This window comes from Nocardia sp. CC227C, from assembly GCF_030767025.1.
Classification (GTDB): Bacteria; Actinomycetota; Actinomycetes; order Mycobacteriales; family Mycobacteriaceae; genus Nocardia.
Map to the genome: position 1 here is coordinate 143,484 of NZ_JASITE010000007.1, position 15,861 is coordinate 159,344.

Annotated in this window: 11 protein-coding genes and 2 pseudogenes; 5 read left to right on the forward strand and 8 right to left on the reverse strand. The window is 70.0% G+C overall.

Annotated features, from left to right (window positions below):
- Nucleotides 1–64 precede the first annotated feature (64 nt).
- Complete coding sequence (locus QMO76_RS16165; RefSeq protein ID WP_306362114.1) at nucleotides 65–898, forward strand: LysR family transcriptional regulator; 834 nt, start codon at nucleotides 65–67, stop codon at nucleotides 896–898.
- A 381-nt stretch (nucleotides 899–1,279) separates the two neighbouring features.
- Here QMO76_RS16165 and pgl read toward each other — a convergent pair whose 3' ends face one another.
- The 5 genes and pseudogenes from pgl to tkt all read right to left on the reverse strand — a co-directional run bounded on the left by pgl (nucleotide 1,280) and on the right by tkt (nucleotide 7,844).
- A complete protein-coding gene (gene pgl, locus QMO76_RS16170) occupies nucleotides 1,280–2,014 on the reverse strand; it encodes a 6-phosphogluconolactonase (protein ID WP_306362115.1) in 735 nt (244 codons plus the stop codon).
- Entirely contained in the window at nucleotides 2,007–2,915 is a 909-nt protein-coding gene (gene opcA, locus QMO76_RS16175; protein WP_306362116.1) for a glucose-6-phosphate dehydrogenase assembly protein OpcA, read from the reverse strand. The genes pgl and opcA overlap by 8 nt, the downstream gene beginning before the upstream one ends.
- Nucleotides 2,912–4,471 carry a glucose-6-phosphate dehydrogenase gene (zwf, locus tag QMO76_RS16180; protein ID WP_306362117.1) on the reverse strand — a complete coding sequence of 520 codons (1,560 nt, stop codon included), beginning with the start codon at nucleotides 4,469–4,471 and terminating at the stop codon, nucleotides 2,912–2,914. Before zwf ends, opcA begins: the two co-directional genes overlap by 4 nt.
- Nucleotides 4,472–4,551: 80 nt before the next feature.
- A pseudogene (gene tal, locus QMO76_RS16185) lies at nucleotides 4,552–5,676 on the reverse strand (transaldolase); the annotation flags it as partial.
- A gap of 5 nt (nucleotides 5,677–5,681) precedes the next feature.
- Nucleotides 5,682–7,844, reverse strand: a complete 2,163-nt coding sequence (gene tkt / locus QMO76_RS16190) for a transketolase (protein WP_306362118.1) — start codon at nucleotides 7,842–7,844, stop codon at nucleotides 5,682–5,684.
- A 374-nt stretch (nucleotides 7,845–8,218) separates the two neighbouring features.
- Between tkt and QMO76_RS16195 the strand changes: the two genes are divergently transcribed.
- Nucleotides 8,219–9,205 carry a heme o synthase gene (locus QMO76_RS16195; protein ID WP_306362119.1) on the forward strand — a complete coding sequence of 329 codons (987 nt, stop codon included), beginning with the start codon at nucleotides 8,219–8,221 and terminating at the stop codon, nucleotides 9,203–9,205.
- A gap of 277 nt (nucleotides 9,206–9,482) precedes the next feature.
- Nucleotides 9,483–9,629, forward strand: a pseudogene (locus QMO76_RS16200) (DUF2798 domain-containing protein); the annotation flags it as partial.
- 103 nt (nucleotides 9,630–9,732) lie between these two features.
- Here the strand turns inward: QMO76_RS16200 and QMO76_RS16205 are convergent.
- Together QMO76_RS16205 and QMO76_RS16210 are read right to left on the reverse strand one after the other, a co-directional pair.
- Entirely contained in the window at nucleotides 9,733–11,916 is a 2,184-nt protein-coding gene (locus QMO76_RS16205) for an NERD domain-containing protein (protein WP_306362368.1), read from the reverse strand.
- A 277-nt stretch (nucleotides 11,917–12,193) separates the two neighbouring features.
- Nucleotides 12,194–13,642, reverse strand: a complete 1,449-nt coding sequence (locus QMO76_RS16210; RefSeq protein WP_306362120.1) for an FAD-dependent monooxygenase — start codon at nucleotides 13,640–13,642, stop codon at nucleotides 12,194–12,196.
- An 87-nt stretch (nucleotides 13,643–13,729) separates the two neighbouring features.
- Here QMO76_RS16210 and QMO76_RS16215 point away from each other — a divergent pair, with 87 nt between their 5' ends.
- A complete protein-coding gene (locus tag QMO76_RS16215; protein WP_306362121.1) occupies nucleotides 13,730–14,332 on the forward strand; it encodes a TetR/AcrR family transcriptional regulator in 603 nt (200 codons plus the stop codon).
- 90 nt (nucleotides 14,333–14,422) lie between these two features.
- Here QMO76_RS16215 and QMO76_RS16220 read toward each other — a convergent pair whose 3' ends face one another.
- Nucleotides 14,423–15,391, reverse strand: a complete 969-nt coding sequence (locus QMO76_RS16220) for a quinone oxidoreductase (protein ID WP_306362122.1) — start codon at nucleotides 15,389–15,391, stop codon at nucleotides 14,423–14,425.
- Between the two features lie 82 nt (nucleotides 15,392–15,473).
- Between QMO76_RS16220 and QMO76_RS16225 the strand changes: the two genes are divergently transcribed.
- Entirely contained in the window at nucleotides 15,474–15,824 is a 351-nt protein-coding gene (locus tag QMO76_RS16225) for a hypothetical protein (protein ID WP_306362123.1), read from the forward strand.
- Nucleotides 15,825–15,861: the final 37 nt, after the last annotated feature.

A 15,861-nucleotide genomic window follows, 5' to 3' on the forward strand; every position in this document is an offset into this window, starting at 1 on the left:
CGACGCTACGGACCGTGAGCACGCCTGTGAAATGCTTCCTACGCGGTATGTATACGCTGGACGCATGGATCTGGAGTTGCGTCACCTGCGCGCCTACCTCGCGCTGTGCGATGCGGCCAACTACACGCGGGCGGCCCGGCGACTGCACGTCACCCAGCCCTCACTCACCCGGACCATCCAGCAACTGGAGCGAATCCTCGACACCCGCCTCATCGAGCGCACCTCGCGGCGATTCGATCTCACCGAGGACGGCGCGGCATTTCTCGCGCACACCCGCCGCATTCTCGCCGACCTGGACACCGTCTGCGCCGACCTGCAGTTGCGCGCGGCGGTCGCCCTCGGGTTCTCCTGGCTGCTGCCCGACGCCTGGTTCGCCGCCGCGCGCACCCGCTTCGAGGCCGTCGGCGGTCATATCGAAATCCATCGCGTGGACGACCCGCTCGCGGCGCTGACCGCCCGCGCCATCGATATCGCGCTGTACCGCAAACAGATTCACCTGCCCCGGGGGTTCGCCTCGAAGCGGATCGGCACCGAACGGCGCGTACTGGCCGTCGCGGCCACCTCACCGCTGGCACAGGGCGATCCGCCGCGCTGGCGTGACCTCGCCGACCTGCCATTGGTGGTCAACACCATCTCCGGCACCACCGACGAGAACTCCTGGCCCGCGCCCAGGGCCGAGCGCCACATCATCACCTGCGCCAATTTCGACGAGTGGATCGAACTGGTGGCCGCCGAGCGGGGCATCGGCGCGGTCCCCGAGCTGGCCCGCACCCGCGCACCCCATCCGGGCGTGGTCTACCGCGATGTCCCGGACGCCCCGCCATCGCACCTGTACCTGGTCTGGCGCACCAGTCCGGCCCCATCCCGCTCGGTCCAGCGATTCCTCGAAACCGCCTGAGCGACTCCGGAGTTCGGTCGTCAGATCGGTCGTCGCGCGGTGACGCGGCCGATCGCCCGCCAGTGCCACGTCACGCGGTCGGCATCAGCGGCTCTCACCCGGTGCGGCGACCCGCCTGGTACGGCGGTGCGGCAATACGGCATGTGCGGCGATTCCCCGCACGACATTCACGGCCCCGATCGACACCGCCAATGGCACCGGCCCACCGCCCGCCCGCCGAGCGGTACGGGCAAGTGCCGGAGGCGACCCGCACCGCCCACGTATGCCGGATGCCATGAGCGTGGCAGGTCGCCAACGGCATCGCCGTTCGCCGAGCATCTGTCGAGTGGGTACGGGCGAGTGCGGGTGGCGACCGGCACCGCGCAGGTCAGCCGGATGCGATCAGCGCGGCAGGTCGGCGGCGGCCGACTCGTCGAGCAGCCAGGTGGTGGACTCCGCGCCGACCGCACCGGCCGACGGGATATCCAGGGGCGAAGCGCCATTGAGGGCCGCGGCCACCGCGGCGGCCTTGGCCTCGCCGGAGACCACCAGCACCACGTGGCGGGACTGCCGCACGGCGGGCAGCGTCAGCGTCACCCGCACCGGCGGTGGTTTCGGCGAATCCGTCACCGCCACCACGAGTTCGTGCTCCTCGCGCACGGCATCGGTATGCGGGAACAGGGAATTGATGTGTCCCTCACCGCCCATGCCGAGCAGATGCAGGTCGAAGGAGCCGTGCTCGGTGAGATGGGCGTGCACGGCGGCCGAGTACTCGGCCGCCGCCTCGACCGGGTCCGGGTACTCGCCGTCGGAAGTGGCCACCGGATGCACCCGCGAGGGATCCACCGGCACATGGTCCAGCAGCGCCTGCCGGGCCTGCCGATCATTGCGTTCCGGGTCACCGGCGGGCAGGAATCGCTCATCGCCCCAGAAGATGTCGATGCGCGACCAGTCGATCTCCCCGGGTGCCTGCCGCACCACCTCCAGCAGCCCGATCCCGGTGCCGCCGCCGGTGAGCACCACCGACGCCGACCCGCGCAGCCGCTGGGCCTCCACCACCTGGGCGACGAAGTGCTCGGCGGCGGCCTCGACCAGAGCCTCGGTGCCGGAGTAGGTTTCGACGGCGGGCTTACTCATAGGTCACCCTTTCGATGCCGGTGAGGGCTTCGGCGTAGATGTCGTCGGCCTCCAGATGCCGCAACTCCTCCGCCAGGCAGTCCCTGGTCTCGCGGCGCGCCAGCGCGAAGCGCTGCGACGGCTCCCCGGTGCGGGCCAGGGTCGCGGTCCGCCCCTCCTGCGGGCGCGAGATCGCGATCGAGACCGTGGGCCTGCGGATCTCGACCTTCAGATCACCGGATCGGCGCACCACCGGGCAGGACAGTCGCGCGGCCAGCCAGCCCGCCAGCATGTCCAGGGCCGGTTCGTCGCGCAGACCCGAAACCGTCACGGAATCAACGGGTTCGAACGGAGCCTCGTCGAGCGCGGCGGCCAGCAGCGCCCGCCAGTAGGTGACCCGGCTCCACGCCAGGTCGGTATCGCCGGGCGCGTAGGCGTTGCGCCGCTTCTTGATCGTGGCCTGCGGATCCGGTGCGAAGGTGGCATCGGTGATGCGGCGGGTCGCCAGGCGGCCCACCGCGTCCTTGGACGGGAACTCCGGGGCTCCGCGCGGCCACCACGCCACCACCGGGGTGTCCGGCAGCAGGAACGGCGTGACCACGCTGGCCTCGTGCGAGACGAGATCGCCCTGCAACCGCAGCACTATCACCTCGGCCGCGCCCGCGTCACCGCCGACCCGGATCTGGGCGTCCAGCCGCGTCGCCGCGGTGCGATCCCCACGCGCCAGCACGATGACACGACAGGGGTGTTCGCGGCTGGCGTCGTTGGCGGCCTCGATGGCGTCCTCGGCCTCGGAGCTGTCCAGGGTGCACACCACCAGGGTGAGCACCCGCCCCACGGTGATCACGCCATTGGCCTCACGCAGCGAGATGAGGCGCTTGGACACCTCGCGGGTATCCGTATCCGGCATATCGATGATCACGGCCGCCGCCATTCCCGCCCGCTGCGCGCGAGCATCTCATCGGCCGATTCCGGACCCCAGGTGCCCGCCTCGTACGGTTCGGGCCGCCCGTTGTCCGCCCAGTGTTCGAGTACGGGATCGAGGATGCGCCAGGACAATTCGACCTCCTCATTGACCGGGAACAGCGACGGCACCCCGAGCAGCACATCGAGGATGAGCCGTTCGTACGCCTCGGGGGAGTCCTCGGTGAAGGCTTCGCCGTAGGAGAAGTCCATATTGACGTCCCGGACCTCCATGCTGGAGCCGGGCACCTTGGACCCGAACCGCATGGTGATGCCCTCATCCGGCTGCACCCGGATGACCAGCGCGTTCTGGCCGAGCTCTTCGGTCATGGTCTGGTCGAAGGGCAGGTGCGGAGCCCGCTTGAACACCACCGCGATCTCGGTCACCCTGCGGCCCAGGCGTTTTCCGGTGCGCAGGTAGAACGGCACACCGGCCCAGCGGCGCGTCTCCACGGCGAGGGTGATGGCGGCGTAGGTCTCGGTCTTGGAGTTGGGGTCGAAGCCCTCCTCCTGCAGCAGTCCGGCCACGGACTCACTGCCCTGCCAGCCCGCCGTGTACTGCCCGCGCGCGGTCGTCTCGTCCAGGGGCTCGACGAGTTTGGTCGCCGAGAGCACCTTGATCTTCTCGATCTGCAGCTGCTTGGGCTGGAAGCTGACCGGTTCTTCCATGGCGGTCAGTGCCAGCAGTTGCAGCAGATGGTTCTGGATGACGTCGCGCGCGGCCCCGATGCCGTCGTAATACCCGGCGCGACCGCCCAATCCGATGTCCTCGGCCATGGTGATCTGCACATGGTCGACGTAGTTGGCGTTCCAGATCGGATCGAACAGCTGGTTCGCGAAGCGCAGCGCCAGGATGTTCTGCACCGTCTCCTTGCCGAGGTAGTGGTCGATGCGGAAGACCGTCTGCTCCGGGAACACCCGGTTCACCAGGGCATTGAGATCCTGCGCGCTGTCCAGATCGTGTCCGAACGGCTTCTCGATCACCACCCGTCGCCACGGCGCGGGATCGCCCGCACCCGGGGCCGGTTGCGCCAGCCCGTTCTTCGACAGCTGATCCAGCACGACCGGGAACTCGGTCGGCGGAATCGCGAGGTAGAAGGCGTGATTGCCGCCGGTGCCGCGATCGCGATCGAGATCCTTGAGGGTGGTGGCCAACCGGTGGAAGGCTCCGTCGTCCTCGAAAGTGCCCTGGACGAAACGCAATCCCTCGCGCAGCTGCTGCCACACCTCCTCGCGGAAGGTGGTGCGGGCGGAGGATCTGATCGATTCGTGGACGAGATCGGCGAACTCGTCGTCGCTCATATCCCGTCGGGCGAACCCGACCAGGGCGAAACCGGGTGGCAGCAGCCCCCGGTTCGCCAGGTCGTAGATGGCCGGCAGCAACTTGCGCCGCGACAGGTCACCGGTCACCCCGAAGATCACCATGCTGCACGGTCCAGCGATCCGAGGAACCCGGCTGTCCCGCTCGTCGCGGAGCGGATTCCCCGTCGTGACCGTCGTCGGCGCGCCGGTCACCTTCAGTTGCCCCCGGCCTCGGCAGGATCGTCAGGGCCGGAGGAGGCAGCCTGCGTAACCACGGAGGACCCCGATCCTGCCTCGCCGAATACAGCGAGCTGTTCGGTTGTCGCCGTGAGCAATTCGTTCCAGGAGGTCACGAATTTGTCCACGCCCTCGGTCTCCAGCACCCGGAACACGTCGTCGAGGTCGATGCCAGCGGCCGCGAGCTCGTCGAAGACCTGTGCGGCGTCGGCGGCGGTGCCGGAGACGGTGTCGCCCCGGATCTCGGCGTGGTCGGCCACGGCCTCGAGGGTCTTCTCCGGCAGCGTGTTGACCGTATTCGGGGCCACCAGTTCGGTGACGTACATGGTGTCGGAGTACTCCGGGTTCTTGACCCCGGTCGACGCCCACAGCGCGCGCTGCTTGGTAGCGCCCGCCGAGGCCAGGTGGTTGTAGGTCGAGGTGTGCTTGCCACCGTCGAACACATCCTGGTAGGCGGCGTAGGCCAGGCGCGCGTTGGCGATTCCCGCCTTGCCGCGCAGGGCGAGGGCCTCCGGGGTGCCGATGGCCTCGAGCCGCTTGTCGATCTCGGTGTCCACACGGGAGACGAAGAACGAGGCGACCGACTGGATCTTGGCGAGGTCCCGGCCCTGCACCTGCGCGTTGCGCAGGCCGTCCAGGTACGCGCCCATGACCGACTTGTAGCGCGCCACCGAGAAGATGAGGGTGACGTTGACGCTGATGCCCTCGCCGATCACCCGGGCGATGGCGGGCAGCCCCTCTTCGGTGGCCGGGATCTTGATGAACAGATTGGGCCGGTCCACGATCTTCCACAGCTCCACGGCCTGCGCCACGGTGCCGTCGGTGTCGAAGGCCAGCCGCGGGTCGACCTCGATGGAGACGCGGCCGTCGAGCCCGCCGGTCTGCTCGTACACGTCGGCGAGCACATCGCAGGCGGCGCGGACGTCGTCGGTGGTGATGACGCGCACGGCCTGGTCGGCGTCCGCGCGCTGGGCGGCGAGGTCGCGCACCTGGGCGTCGTAGGCGTGGCCCTTGCTGAGCGCGCCCTGGAAGATGGTCGGGTTGGTGGTGACGCCGACGACGTTGCGGGTCGCGACCAGCTCGGCGAGATTGCCGGACTGGATGCGATCGCGCGACAGGTCGTCGAGCCACACCGAGACACCCGCGGCGTACAGCGCCGCGGTGTTCGGGTTCTGGGTCATGGTCGTTATCCCTTCACCTTGTCGAGGGAGCCCTGCTTCTCGATCGAACTCAGCGCCGCGGCGACGACGGCCTCGGGTGTGATGCCGAACTCGCGGAACAGCGTCTTGTAGTCGGCCGACGCGCCGAAGTGCTCGATGGAGACGATCTCCCCGGCATCGCCGACGAAGCGGTACCACGGCATCGCGATCCCGGCCTCCACGACCACCCGCGCCCGCACCGAGGGCGGCAGCACGGAGTCCCGGTACGCCTGATCCTGCGCGTCGAACCACTCCACGCACGGCATGGACACCACGCGGGTGCCGATGCCCTGCGCCTCCAGCGTAGTGCGCGCCTCGACCGCGAGGTGCAGCTCCGAACCGGTGGCGATGAGGATCACCTGCGGTGTACCGGTGGATGATTCGGCCAGGATGTAACCGCCCTTGGCGACGCCCTCGTAGGAGGTGCCCTCCAGGACCGGCAGGTTCTGGCGGGTCAGCGCCAGCGCGGACGGGCCGTCCTGGTGCGCGGGCTCGGACACCAGGAAGTGCGAATCCCGCTCGGCGGAGTCGCGTTCCAGGATGGTGCGCCAGGCGTAGGTCGTCTCGTTGGCGTCACCGGGGCGCACCACGTTCAGGCCCGGGATGGCGCGCAGCGCGGCCAGATGCTCGATCGGCTGGTGGGTGGGGCCGTCCTCGCCGAGGCCGATGGAGTCGTGGGTCCACACGTAGGTGACCGGGGTGCGCATGAGCGCGCCCAGGCGCACGGCGGGGCGCATGTAGTCGGAGAACACCAGGAAGGTGCCGCCGTACGGGCGGGTCGGTCCGTGCAGTGCGATGCCGTTCAGGATCGAGCCCATGGCGTGCTCGCGCACCCCGAAGTGCAGGGTGCGGCCGTACGGATCGGCCTTCCACATACCGGTGGAGATGGATTCCGGACCGAAGGACGGCACATCCGGCATGGTCGTGTTGTTGGACTCCGCGAGGTCGGCCGAACCGCCCCACAGCTCCGGCAGCACCGGCGCGAGCGCGGCGAGCACCTTGCCGGACGCCTTGCGGGTGGCCATACCGCTCGGGTCGGGCGCGTGCACCGGCAGCGCGTCGGCCCAGCCCTCGGGCAGGCGGCGCTCCTGGAGCCGGTCGAACAGCGCCTTGTTCTCCGGGTTGGCGGCGGCCCAGGCGTCGAAGCGCTCCTGCCAGGCGGCCTTGGCCGTCTTGGCGCGGTCGGCGGCATTGCCGCGGGTGTGGGCGATCACGGCGGCGTCGACGTCGAAGGTCTTGTCCGGGTCGAAACCCAGCACCTTCTTGGTGGCCGCGACCTCGTCCGCGCCCAGCGCCGCGCCGTGCGAGGCACCGGTGTTCATCTTGTTCGGGGCCGGGTAGCCGATGATGGTGCGCAGCAGGATGATCGACGGCTTGTCGGTCACGCCCTGCGCGTGCGCCACGGCCTCCTCGATGGCGACCACGTCTTCGCCGCCCTCGATCACCTGCACGTCCCAGCCGTAGGCGCGGTAGCGCGCGGCGACGTCCTCGGTGAAGGCGATGCGGGTGTCGTCCTCGATGGAGATGCGGTTGTCGTCGTAGAAGACGATGAGGTTGCCCAGCTGCTGGGTGCCCGCCAGCGACGACGCCTCGGAGGTGACGCCCTCCTCCATGTCGCCGTCGGAGGCCACCACGTAGATGTAGTGGTCGAAGGCGCTCTCACCCTGCGCTGCGGCCGGATCGAACAGGCCGCGCTCACGCCGGGCCGCCATGGCCATGCCCACCGCGGAGGCCATGCCCTGGCCGAGCGGGCCGGTGGTGATCTCGACGCCGTCGGTGTGCCGGTACTCCGGGTGGCCCGGGGTCAGCGAGCCCCACTTGCGCAGGTTGACCAGATCGTCCAGCTCCAGGCCGAAACCGGCCAGGTACAGCTGGATGTAGAGGGTCAGGCTGGAATGCCCGCAGGACAGGACGAAACGGTCGCGCCCCACCCACTTCGGATCGCTCGGATCATGCCGCATCACACGCTGGAACAGCGTGTACGCCAGGGGAGCGAGGCTCATCGCGGTACCGGGATGGCCGTTGCCCGCGTTCTGCACCGCGTCGGCGGCGAGGACCCGAGCGGTGTCGACGGCCCTGGTGTCGACGTCGGTCCAGTCGGCGGGGTGGTGGGGCTGGGTGAGGGCGCGGATGTCGTCTGTGACTGACACGACCGAGGTTCTCCTGACCTTTTCGTCAACGATGCGGTTGTGGGTTCGCTGCGGGGTACTGCGGTGCGAAGCTCCGCACCGACACCCACCACCCTAAGGGTGACCGTTTCGGCGCCGTACAAGAACCCGCGTTCACCGGCCGCCGTGTCGTATGTTCGTTGCTTCGCACGGACCGGTTCGTGACCGCTCAGGACCCGAGTCGCGATGCGGTCTCGGGCAACCCACGCCCATACCTGGGCGAGAGTGCTGTCGCCCACGGTCTACCATGCTGTGTAGTAGTGGCCGCGCCGCACTGGGCTCCAGTCGTCGTCGATGTTCGAGCGCGCTGCTAGTTCCACGACCGGATCAACATGCACGTTGTGCGAGGAGAAACAGTGCGGATTGGGCAACAACCGGGTGGGGCGCACGGCTCCTCCGGCACGGTGCTGGCCGACCGCGTGACGGGCAGTGGCCCGCTGTCGGCGGCGGCGCGGCGTGTACTCGCCTATATCGCGCTGACCAAGCCGCGCGTGATCGAGCTGCTGCTCGTCGCCACCATTCCCACCATGCTGCTGGCCGACCGCGGCCACGTCGACATCCGCCTCATTCTGGCCACGCTGTTCGGCGGCTGGATGGGCGCGGCGAGCGCGAACACCCTCAACTGTGTCGCCGACGCCGATATCGACAAGGTGATGAAGCGGACCTCCAAGCGGCCGCTGGCGCGCGAGGCGGTACCCACCCGCAATGCCGCCGTCTTCGGGATCACGCTGGGGCTGGCGTCCTTCGCCTGGCTGTGGTGGCAGGCGAACCTGCTCAGCGGTGCGCTGGTGGTGGCGACCATCCTGTTCTACGTCTTCGTCTACACCCTCGGCCTCAAGCGCCGCACCTCGCAGAACGTGGTGTGGGGCGGCGCGGCCGGATGTATGCCCGCCCTGGTCGGCTGGTCCGCGGTCACCGGCAATGTCGGCTGGCCCGCCATCGTGCTGTTCGCGGTGATCTTCTTCTGGACGCCGCCGCACACCTGGGCACTGGCCATGCGCTACAAGGAGGACTACCGGGCGGCCGGGGTGCCCATGTTGCCGGTGGTGGCCACCGAGCAGGCGGTCACCAAGCAGATCGTCATCTACACCTGGCTCACCGTGCTGGCCACCTTCGCGCTGGTGCCCGCCGCCGGTGTGATCTACGCCGCGACCGCGCTGGTGGCGGGCGCGTGGTTCCTGCTCATGGCGCATCAGCTGTATTCCGGTGTGCGGCGCGGGGAATCGGTCAAGCCCCTGCGACTGTTCCTGCAGTCCAACAACTATCTGGCCGTGGTGTTCTGCGGCCTGGCGGTGGACTCGGTGCTGGGGTGGACCACCCTCGGCGAGACACTGTTCGGCTGAGCCGGATTCCGAGCCGCCGAGCCCGTCGCCACGAGCGGCGGGCTCGTCTCGTTCGGGGACGGAATTGCCCCGCCGCCACACCCTGCTCTACCACAGCGACGCGATCTTCATCGCCGTAAGTGTCATCGACGATCAACGCACCCGCTCCGCTGTACGCGGAGCGACTGTTGGTATTCCTACGCTTTCGGCGGACTAGCGGAATTCTTCGGCATCGCATACCACTTCCCGCAAACTCCCCGCACGCTACGCGTCGTTCGTACTGCCGCTGCTGCTCTCCATCCTGATGACCTTGGTGGTCTCATTCATCAGCACCGTGAACGGCCGCAGCCTCGACGCCGGTTTCCTCGGCTGGCTACGCGCCTGGGGAGTGTCCTGGCTGATCGCCTTCCCCATCCTCCTGCTGGTGCTGCCACTGGTCCGCCGCGTCACGGCGGCCGTGGCGCACACGGGCTGGCCGCGCGGCGGCGCACGCCGCGCGGCCCGCTCCGGGTCGAGCCCGTGGGCCGGGCCACTCGGTGGCCGCGCTGTCAGCAGCCCGGCTGGAACGGGAAGCAGGCCGGGCCGACGGTGGTCGCCGGGATGGTCGGATCGGTGCTGGTCGGGGTGGTGGTGCGGACCGTGGTCGTGCGTTCGGGGGTGCGGTCCTCGCCGGTGCTGCTGCCGATGCTGCCGGTGCACATGACGGCCACGGACAGGATCAGGAAGACCAGTACCAGGGCCGCCACCGTGGGGAGGTCTCGCCGCCGTCGGCGTGACGCCGTCGGCTGCGAGTTCTCCCACAGCGGAAAACCCTGGCCCGACGGAGAGCCGCCGGAGGGGGCGCGCCCGGGACCACCGGAGCGAGCACCCTGCGCGCCAGCGGGCGTCGGCCCGCCCGTGGGCGGTTGCCCACCGGGGCCGGACGCCGGACCTGTTCGGCCCCGGCTCGCGGCGGCGGACCCCGCCGCACCGGCCGCCAGCGCCCCCGCCGCGGCACCGCCTGCTCGGCTGGACCCTGGGGCGGCACCGCCGGGTTGGCCGGACGCTGGGGCGGCACCGCCTGCTCGGCCGGACCCCGAGGCGGCACCGCCTGCTTGGCCGGACCCTGGGGCGGCACCACCCGGCTGACCGGAACCCGGTGCACCACCCGGCTGATCGAAACCTGGGGCGGTACCACCGGCCCCGTGGTACCGGCCGGGATCGTGGCCGGTGGTTCCGAGCGGTCCGCGATCCAGGTCTCCGGTGGCCGATGATCGGCCCTGTTCGGAGCGGCCGGGACCGCCCGCCGCCGATTGCCCACCTCCGGACTCGGCACCGTAGGCGGCTGTCTCGTACTGCTCACCGCCGGAGGAGCCGGTGGCGGAAGGCACCCGACCGGCCTCCGGCCCGTATGGGTCACCTCCGGTGTGGCCGGGCGGGTGGGGGGTTCCCGGTTGGCCGGAGCCGGGCGCTTCGGAACCTGCCGTGCCACCGTACGGTGCTCCCGCCGCCGGATGCGACGCCTCGGCGGTCGTGTCTGCGGGCCCGGTACCCGAACCTCGTGTTCCCGCACCGGTTTCGGCAGTGCCCGCATCGGAGCCGCGGTCGCGGGAGCCGCGCAGCGCGGCGGCGGCCGCTCCCGCCGCGGCGGCCGCCGCCGCGGCACCGCTGGCGATCTTCCCGCGCTTCCCGGAACCGGACTCTCGCTGCCGTCCCTGCTGTCCTTCCGGCATATTGCCCGCGGTACCGGACTCACGGTGCGGGCGCTGGTGACCTTCCGGCGCAGTGCCTGTCGAGCGGGTTCGGCCGTGCGGGTCCGGTTGGTCGCCCGGTGCGGTGCCTGTCGAGCCGGTTTGGGGATGCGGACCCGGTCCTCCTGCCGGAGCGCTGCCGACCGGACCGGCTTCACCGTGCGGACCCGGCTGGCCTCCCGGCAGGTAGTCCCGCGTGCCGGGCTCCTGCCGCGGATCTTGCTGTCCTTGCGACCCGGTGCCGGGGATGGGGTTGCGCACCGGCACCGCCGCCGGGCCCGGTACGACGCCGGTTCCGGCGTCCACGCTCCGCGGCGGCTCCGGGGGTTCGGGTGCGGCGACGGGCACCGAGGGGACCGAGCGGGTGGGCGGCGACGTGAGCGGTGGCGGGGTGCGGTCGGGTGCGGGTGGATCGAAGCCCTCGAGGACCAGGTCCGAATGGGTGGCCGCGGCGGCGAATCCGAGCGCGCCCAGCGCCTGTCCGACCTGGGCGGCATCCCAGGCCGGGTCCGCGCCGTCGGCGAGGCCGGTGAAATAGGCGCGCAGTGAGGACGGGCCGTCGCCGAGCAGCACGTCGATGCCGGGCGGCATGGCGCCCTTGGTCAGTTTCAGGCGGCTGCCCAGTTGCGGCACCAGCAGCACCAGCCCGCTCACCGGCACATGTTCGCGGCCGGGGGCGGCGCGCAGTTGGCGCGCCAGTTCGGTGGTCTGCCGTCGCACCCGTTCCAGGGGATTGCCGTCACCGTCGACCGGTGCGGGATTCTCGTCCACCGTCCACGGTTCGTCCTCGGCGCAGTGCAGGGTGCCGTTCACGCGTTCGGTGAACCCGTGCACCGCGATCACCACGCAGGTCTGCGGCGTCCACACCACCACATCGGCGTCCTGGCACTGCACCACCGCGATTCCGGGTACGGCATGCGGTCCGCTCCACGATTTGAGCCAGTTGACGACGGTCCGCTCGGTGCTCGAAAGGCGCGACGGGTCGTCGTTCCGGACCTTCACCAACAATGCAGCTCACCTCTGACCGATGCCTCATCCCGTGTCGGCCGCCCCAACGGTCGCCGTGACCCACCATACGGGCTTGTCCGAATGGTCGCGGCGAATCGTCTTGTGCGGCAGCAAGATCATCCAGCATGCCGGCGGGCTTGTCGCGGTCGGGATCCGATCACGGGCGAACCGTCCCCGATGTCGGACTTGCGCGATGTCGGGAAGATCGCCGCGGAGACACATTTCGGACGAAACGGTCGGTAGGTTCGGGGTGGCCTACCCGGCGAGCCGGTCAGCCCACGCGCTCGGCGACGTACCCGTCGGGACGGACCAGCACCCTGGTCCCCTCCTCGGCGTCGTAGGCGCGGAACGCGTCCCCGCTGGGATCGCTCAGAGCGTCGCCGGTCGCGTGTTCGCGCACGATGGGCACCACCCGCACCCCGGCTTCGGGGTCCGGAGCCCGGTCCGCGCCGAACAACAGCAGAGTCGAATGCGGACCCCGGAAGAGCTCGAACAGCCGGACCCGTCGCCGCGCCGCGTCCAGCAGGGGAGCGTCGGGCGCGCGGTCGCCCGCCTGCGGTTCGCGATCGGTCGTATTGTGCGCCAGCGGGTTTCGATAGGAGATATCGAGCTGATGGGTTTCCTCACCGCGGTTCATGGCGTCCGCGGCACCCGCCACGGTCCTGTCGAGCAATTCGGTGCTCACCCCGAGCACCCGTGCCGCCACCGCACGCCGTTCGGTCTGGTAGCTGTCCAGCAGTGCCTCGGCCTCGACTCCCGGATCGCGCAGCGCCGCTTCCAGTTTCCAGCCCAGGTTGTAGGCGTCCTGCACGCCGGTGTTCAACCCCTGCCCGCCGGTCGGCGGGTGCACATGGGCGGCATCGCCCGCGAGGAACACCCGGCCCTCCCGGAACCGCTGGGCGAGCCGGGTATTCGGCCGCCACACCGTCGACCAGGCGAGGTCGCTCAACACCACCTCGGGCCGGTGGGCGAGCCGGTCGACATAGCCCTGCAAGACCTCCAGACTCGGCGTGACCTCACCGTGCAGCCGTGTCCCGAACTGGAAGTGCCGCCCACCGGGCAAGGGGGACAGCACGATGCCGTCCATGGGCGCGTCCGCCTCGGCGAACCAGTAGCCGAACTCGTGGTCGAGCGCGTCCGCGCGCACATCGCCGAGCAGCATGCGCACCGATTCGTCGGTGGTGCCCTCGAAGGGGATGCCGAGCCGCTTGCGCACCGTGCTGCGGCCGCCGTCCGCGCCGACCAGATAGTCCACCCGCACGCTCTCGGTCCCGGCCGGGGTCGACAGCGCGGCGGTCACGCCGTGAGCGTCCTGGGCGAAATCGACCAGCGCCGTGGACAGTTCGACCGTTACCCCGAGCCGCGCCAGTCGGTCCCGCAGGATCCCCTCGGTGTCGGACTGTCCCAGCACCCACGGATTCGGGTAGGGCACAGCGGAAGTCGGCTCCCGCCATTCGCTCATCCGCCGCTCGGCGACCAGCTCCCCGTCGAAGTAGGCGCGTATGAGCGGCTGCGGCATCCCGGCGGCGAGGACGGCGTCCAGGACGCCGAGGTCGTCGAACACCTCCAGGGTGCGCGGTTGGATGCCGTCGCCGCGGGAACCGGCGAAGAACCGTTCGGTCTGCTCGATCACCCGCACGGCGACACCGCGCCGGGCCAGGTCGATGGCGAGGGTGAGGCCGGTCGGGCCGGCTCCGGCGATCAATACCTGTGCTGACATGCTCACTCCGTATAATGAACTGTAATTCACTGAATGTAAATTCAGTATTGATCCTGGTACGTTCCGCTGTCAAGGAAGGTGGTGCGAATGGGTGGCAAACGCCAGGAGAGGGCGGCCGAGACCGAACAGGCGCTCAAGGCCGCCGCCCGCAAACTCTTCGCCGAACGCGGCTATCTCAACACCAAGATCACCGACATCACCGCGGTGGCCGGGCGCGCGGCGGGCTCGTTCTACAACCACTTCGCCAGCAAGGAGGAGCTGCTCCAATCCCTGCTGAAAGACCTTGCCGACGAAGGGGATTCCCGCGCGGAGAGTCCGGACCACAACCCGGATTTCACCGATCCGGAGGCAGTGCGCTACCACATTCGGGGTTACTGGACCGCCGCCCGCGAGAATTGGCCGGTTTTCCGCGCCGTGAGTCAGGCGGCCCTGGTGAACGAGGACTTCGCCCGCATGATGGGTCGTTTCACCGCCGAACAGCGCGAGGACGTGCTCGACCACCTCGACGGGTTCGCCGCCGCGGGCCTGCGCCTGCCCAGCACCCCCGACGCCAGCCTCAGCATGATGTTCCTGGTGGCCTCGGGCCTGCTCCAGGCGGTCCAGGACGGCACGGTCGACCTCACCGACGAGCAGGCCGTGGAGGGCATCACCCGTTTCGTCTACCGAGGTCTCACCGGACGGGACTATTGAGCGCTGCCGGGACCGTCGAGCGCGGTCGGGGCAATCGAGCGCTGTCGAGACCGCGACGGACTCGCCGGCACACCGCCGCTCGGCCCCGCGTCAGCGCGGCAGCAGCACGATCGAGCCGGTTGTCTTGCGCCCCTCCAGATCCCGGTGCGCCCGCTCCGCCTCGGCCAGCGGATAGGTCGCACCGATGCGGATGCGCAGCGAGCCGTCCGCGATCGCATTCATGACATCGCGGGCGCGCCAGAGCAGTTCGGCCCGGTCGCGGGTGTAATGGGCCAGCGTCGGCCGGGTGACGAACAGGGAACCGAGCGCATTGAGGCGTTGCAGGTCGAACGGCGGCACCGGCCCGCTGGCCGCGCCGAACAGCGCGAGCATGCCGCGCACGCGCAACGACGCCAGACTGGCCTCGAAGGTGCTGGCGCCGACGCCGTCGTACACCGCGGCCACGCCCACGCCGCCGGTGAGTTCCCGTACCCGCGAAGCCAATTCGTCGTCGTAGCGCAGCACCTCGGCCGCGCCGGCCTCGCGCGAGAGCTTCTCCTTCTCATCGGAGGAGACGGTGGTGACGACCCGCACCCCGCGCTTGGCGAGCAGCTGCGTGATGATCAGCCCGACGCCACCCGCCCCGGCGTGCACGAGCACCGCCTCACCCGGTTCCGGTTTGTAGATCGACTCGACCAGGTAGTGCGCCGTCATGCCCTGTAGCAGCGCCGAGGCCGCGACCGGCGCGTCGATGCCCTCGGGCACCGGAATCGCCACCGCCTCGTCCACCGCGACCCGCTCGGCGTAGCTGCCCGGCGCGGCCGCCCACGCCACGCGGTCACCGGCCTGGAACTCGGTGACGTCGGCCCCCACCGCCGCCACCACGCCGGTGCCCTCCGCACCCGGAACGTACGGCACGTTCTGCGGATACCGCCCGGTGCGAATGTAGGTGTCGATGAAGTTGATCCCGATGGCCTCGGTGTCGACCAGCAGCTGCTTCGGCCCGATGACCGGGTCCGGCACCTCCGTGTACCGCAGGACCTCGGGACCCCCGTGCTCGGAAACCTGGATGGCGCGCATGGTTACCAGTTGTACACCCGCGCGCCCGTGCAGTGGGCAGTGGCACATCAACTCGGTCTTACCGATGGGTAAACTGCTCGCCATGAGCGCTACCACCGCCCCGGCTTCCGTCAAACTGTCGCCGTCCGTCGTCGATTCGGTGAAGGGATTCGTCGCCGACAACGGCGGCTCCGCCACGGCGGTGTTGCAGCCGCTGGGGCGCGTCGGCGTGCGCGTCACCCTGGTGGGTGACGAGGGCGTGCTCGGCGACCGCGTGGTGCCCGATATGGCCGCCGCCAAGGCGCTGGTCGAGGCCGTGAACGGACTGTCGGAGGCCGACGAGTGGGAGCGTGAGCTCGTCGCCAAGGTGACCCCGGCCAAGGGGCACTGGGCGCGGATGGCGGGCTGGGTCGCCAAGCAGAAGCGATTCCCCAAGGCCCGCAACGAGAAGTAAGAGGAGCGCATGAGCCCGGCGGACCAGGTACACCCGG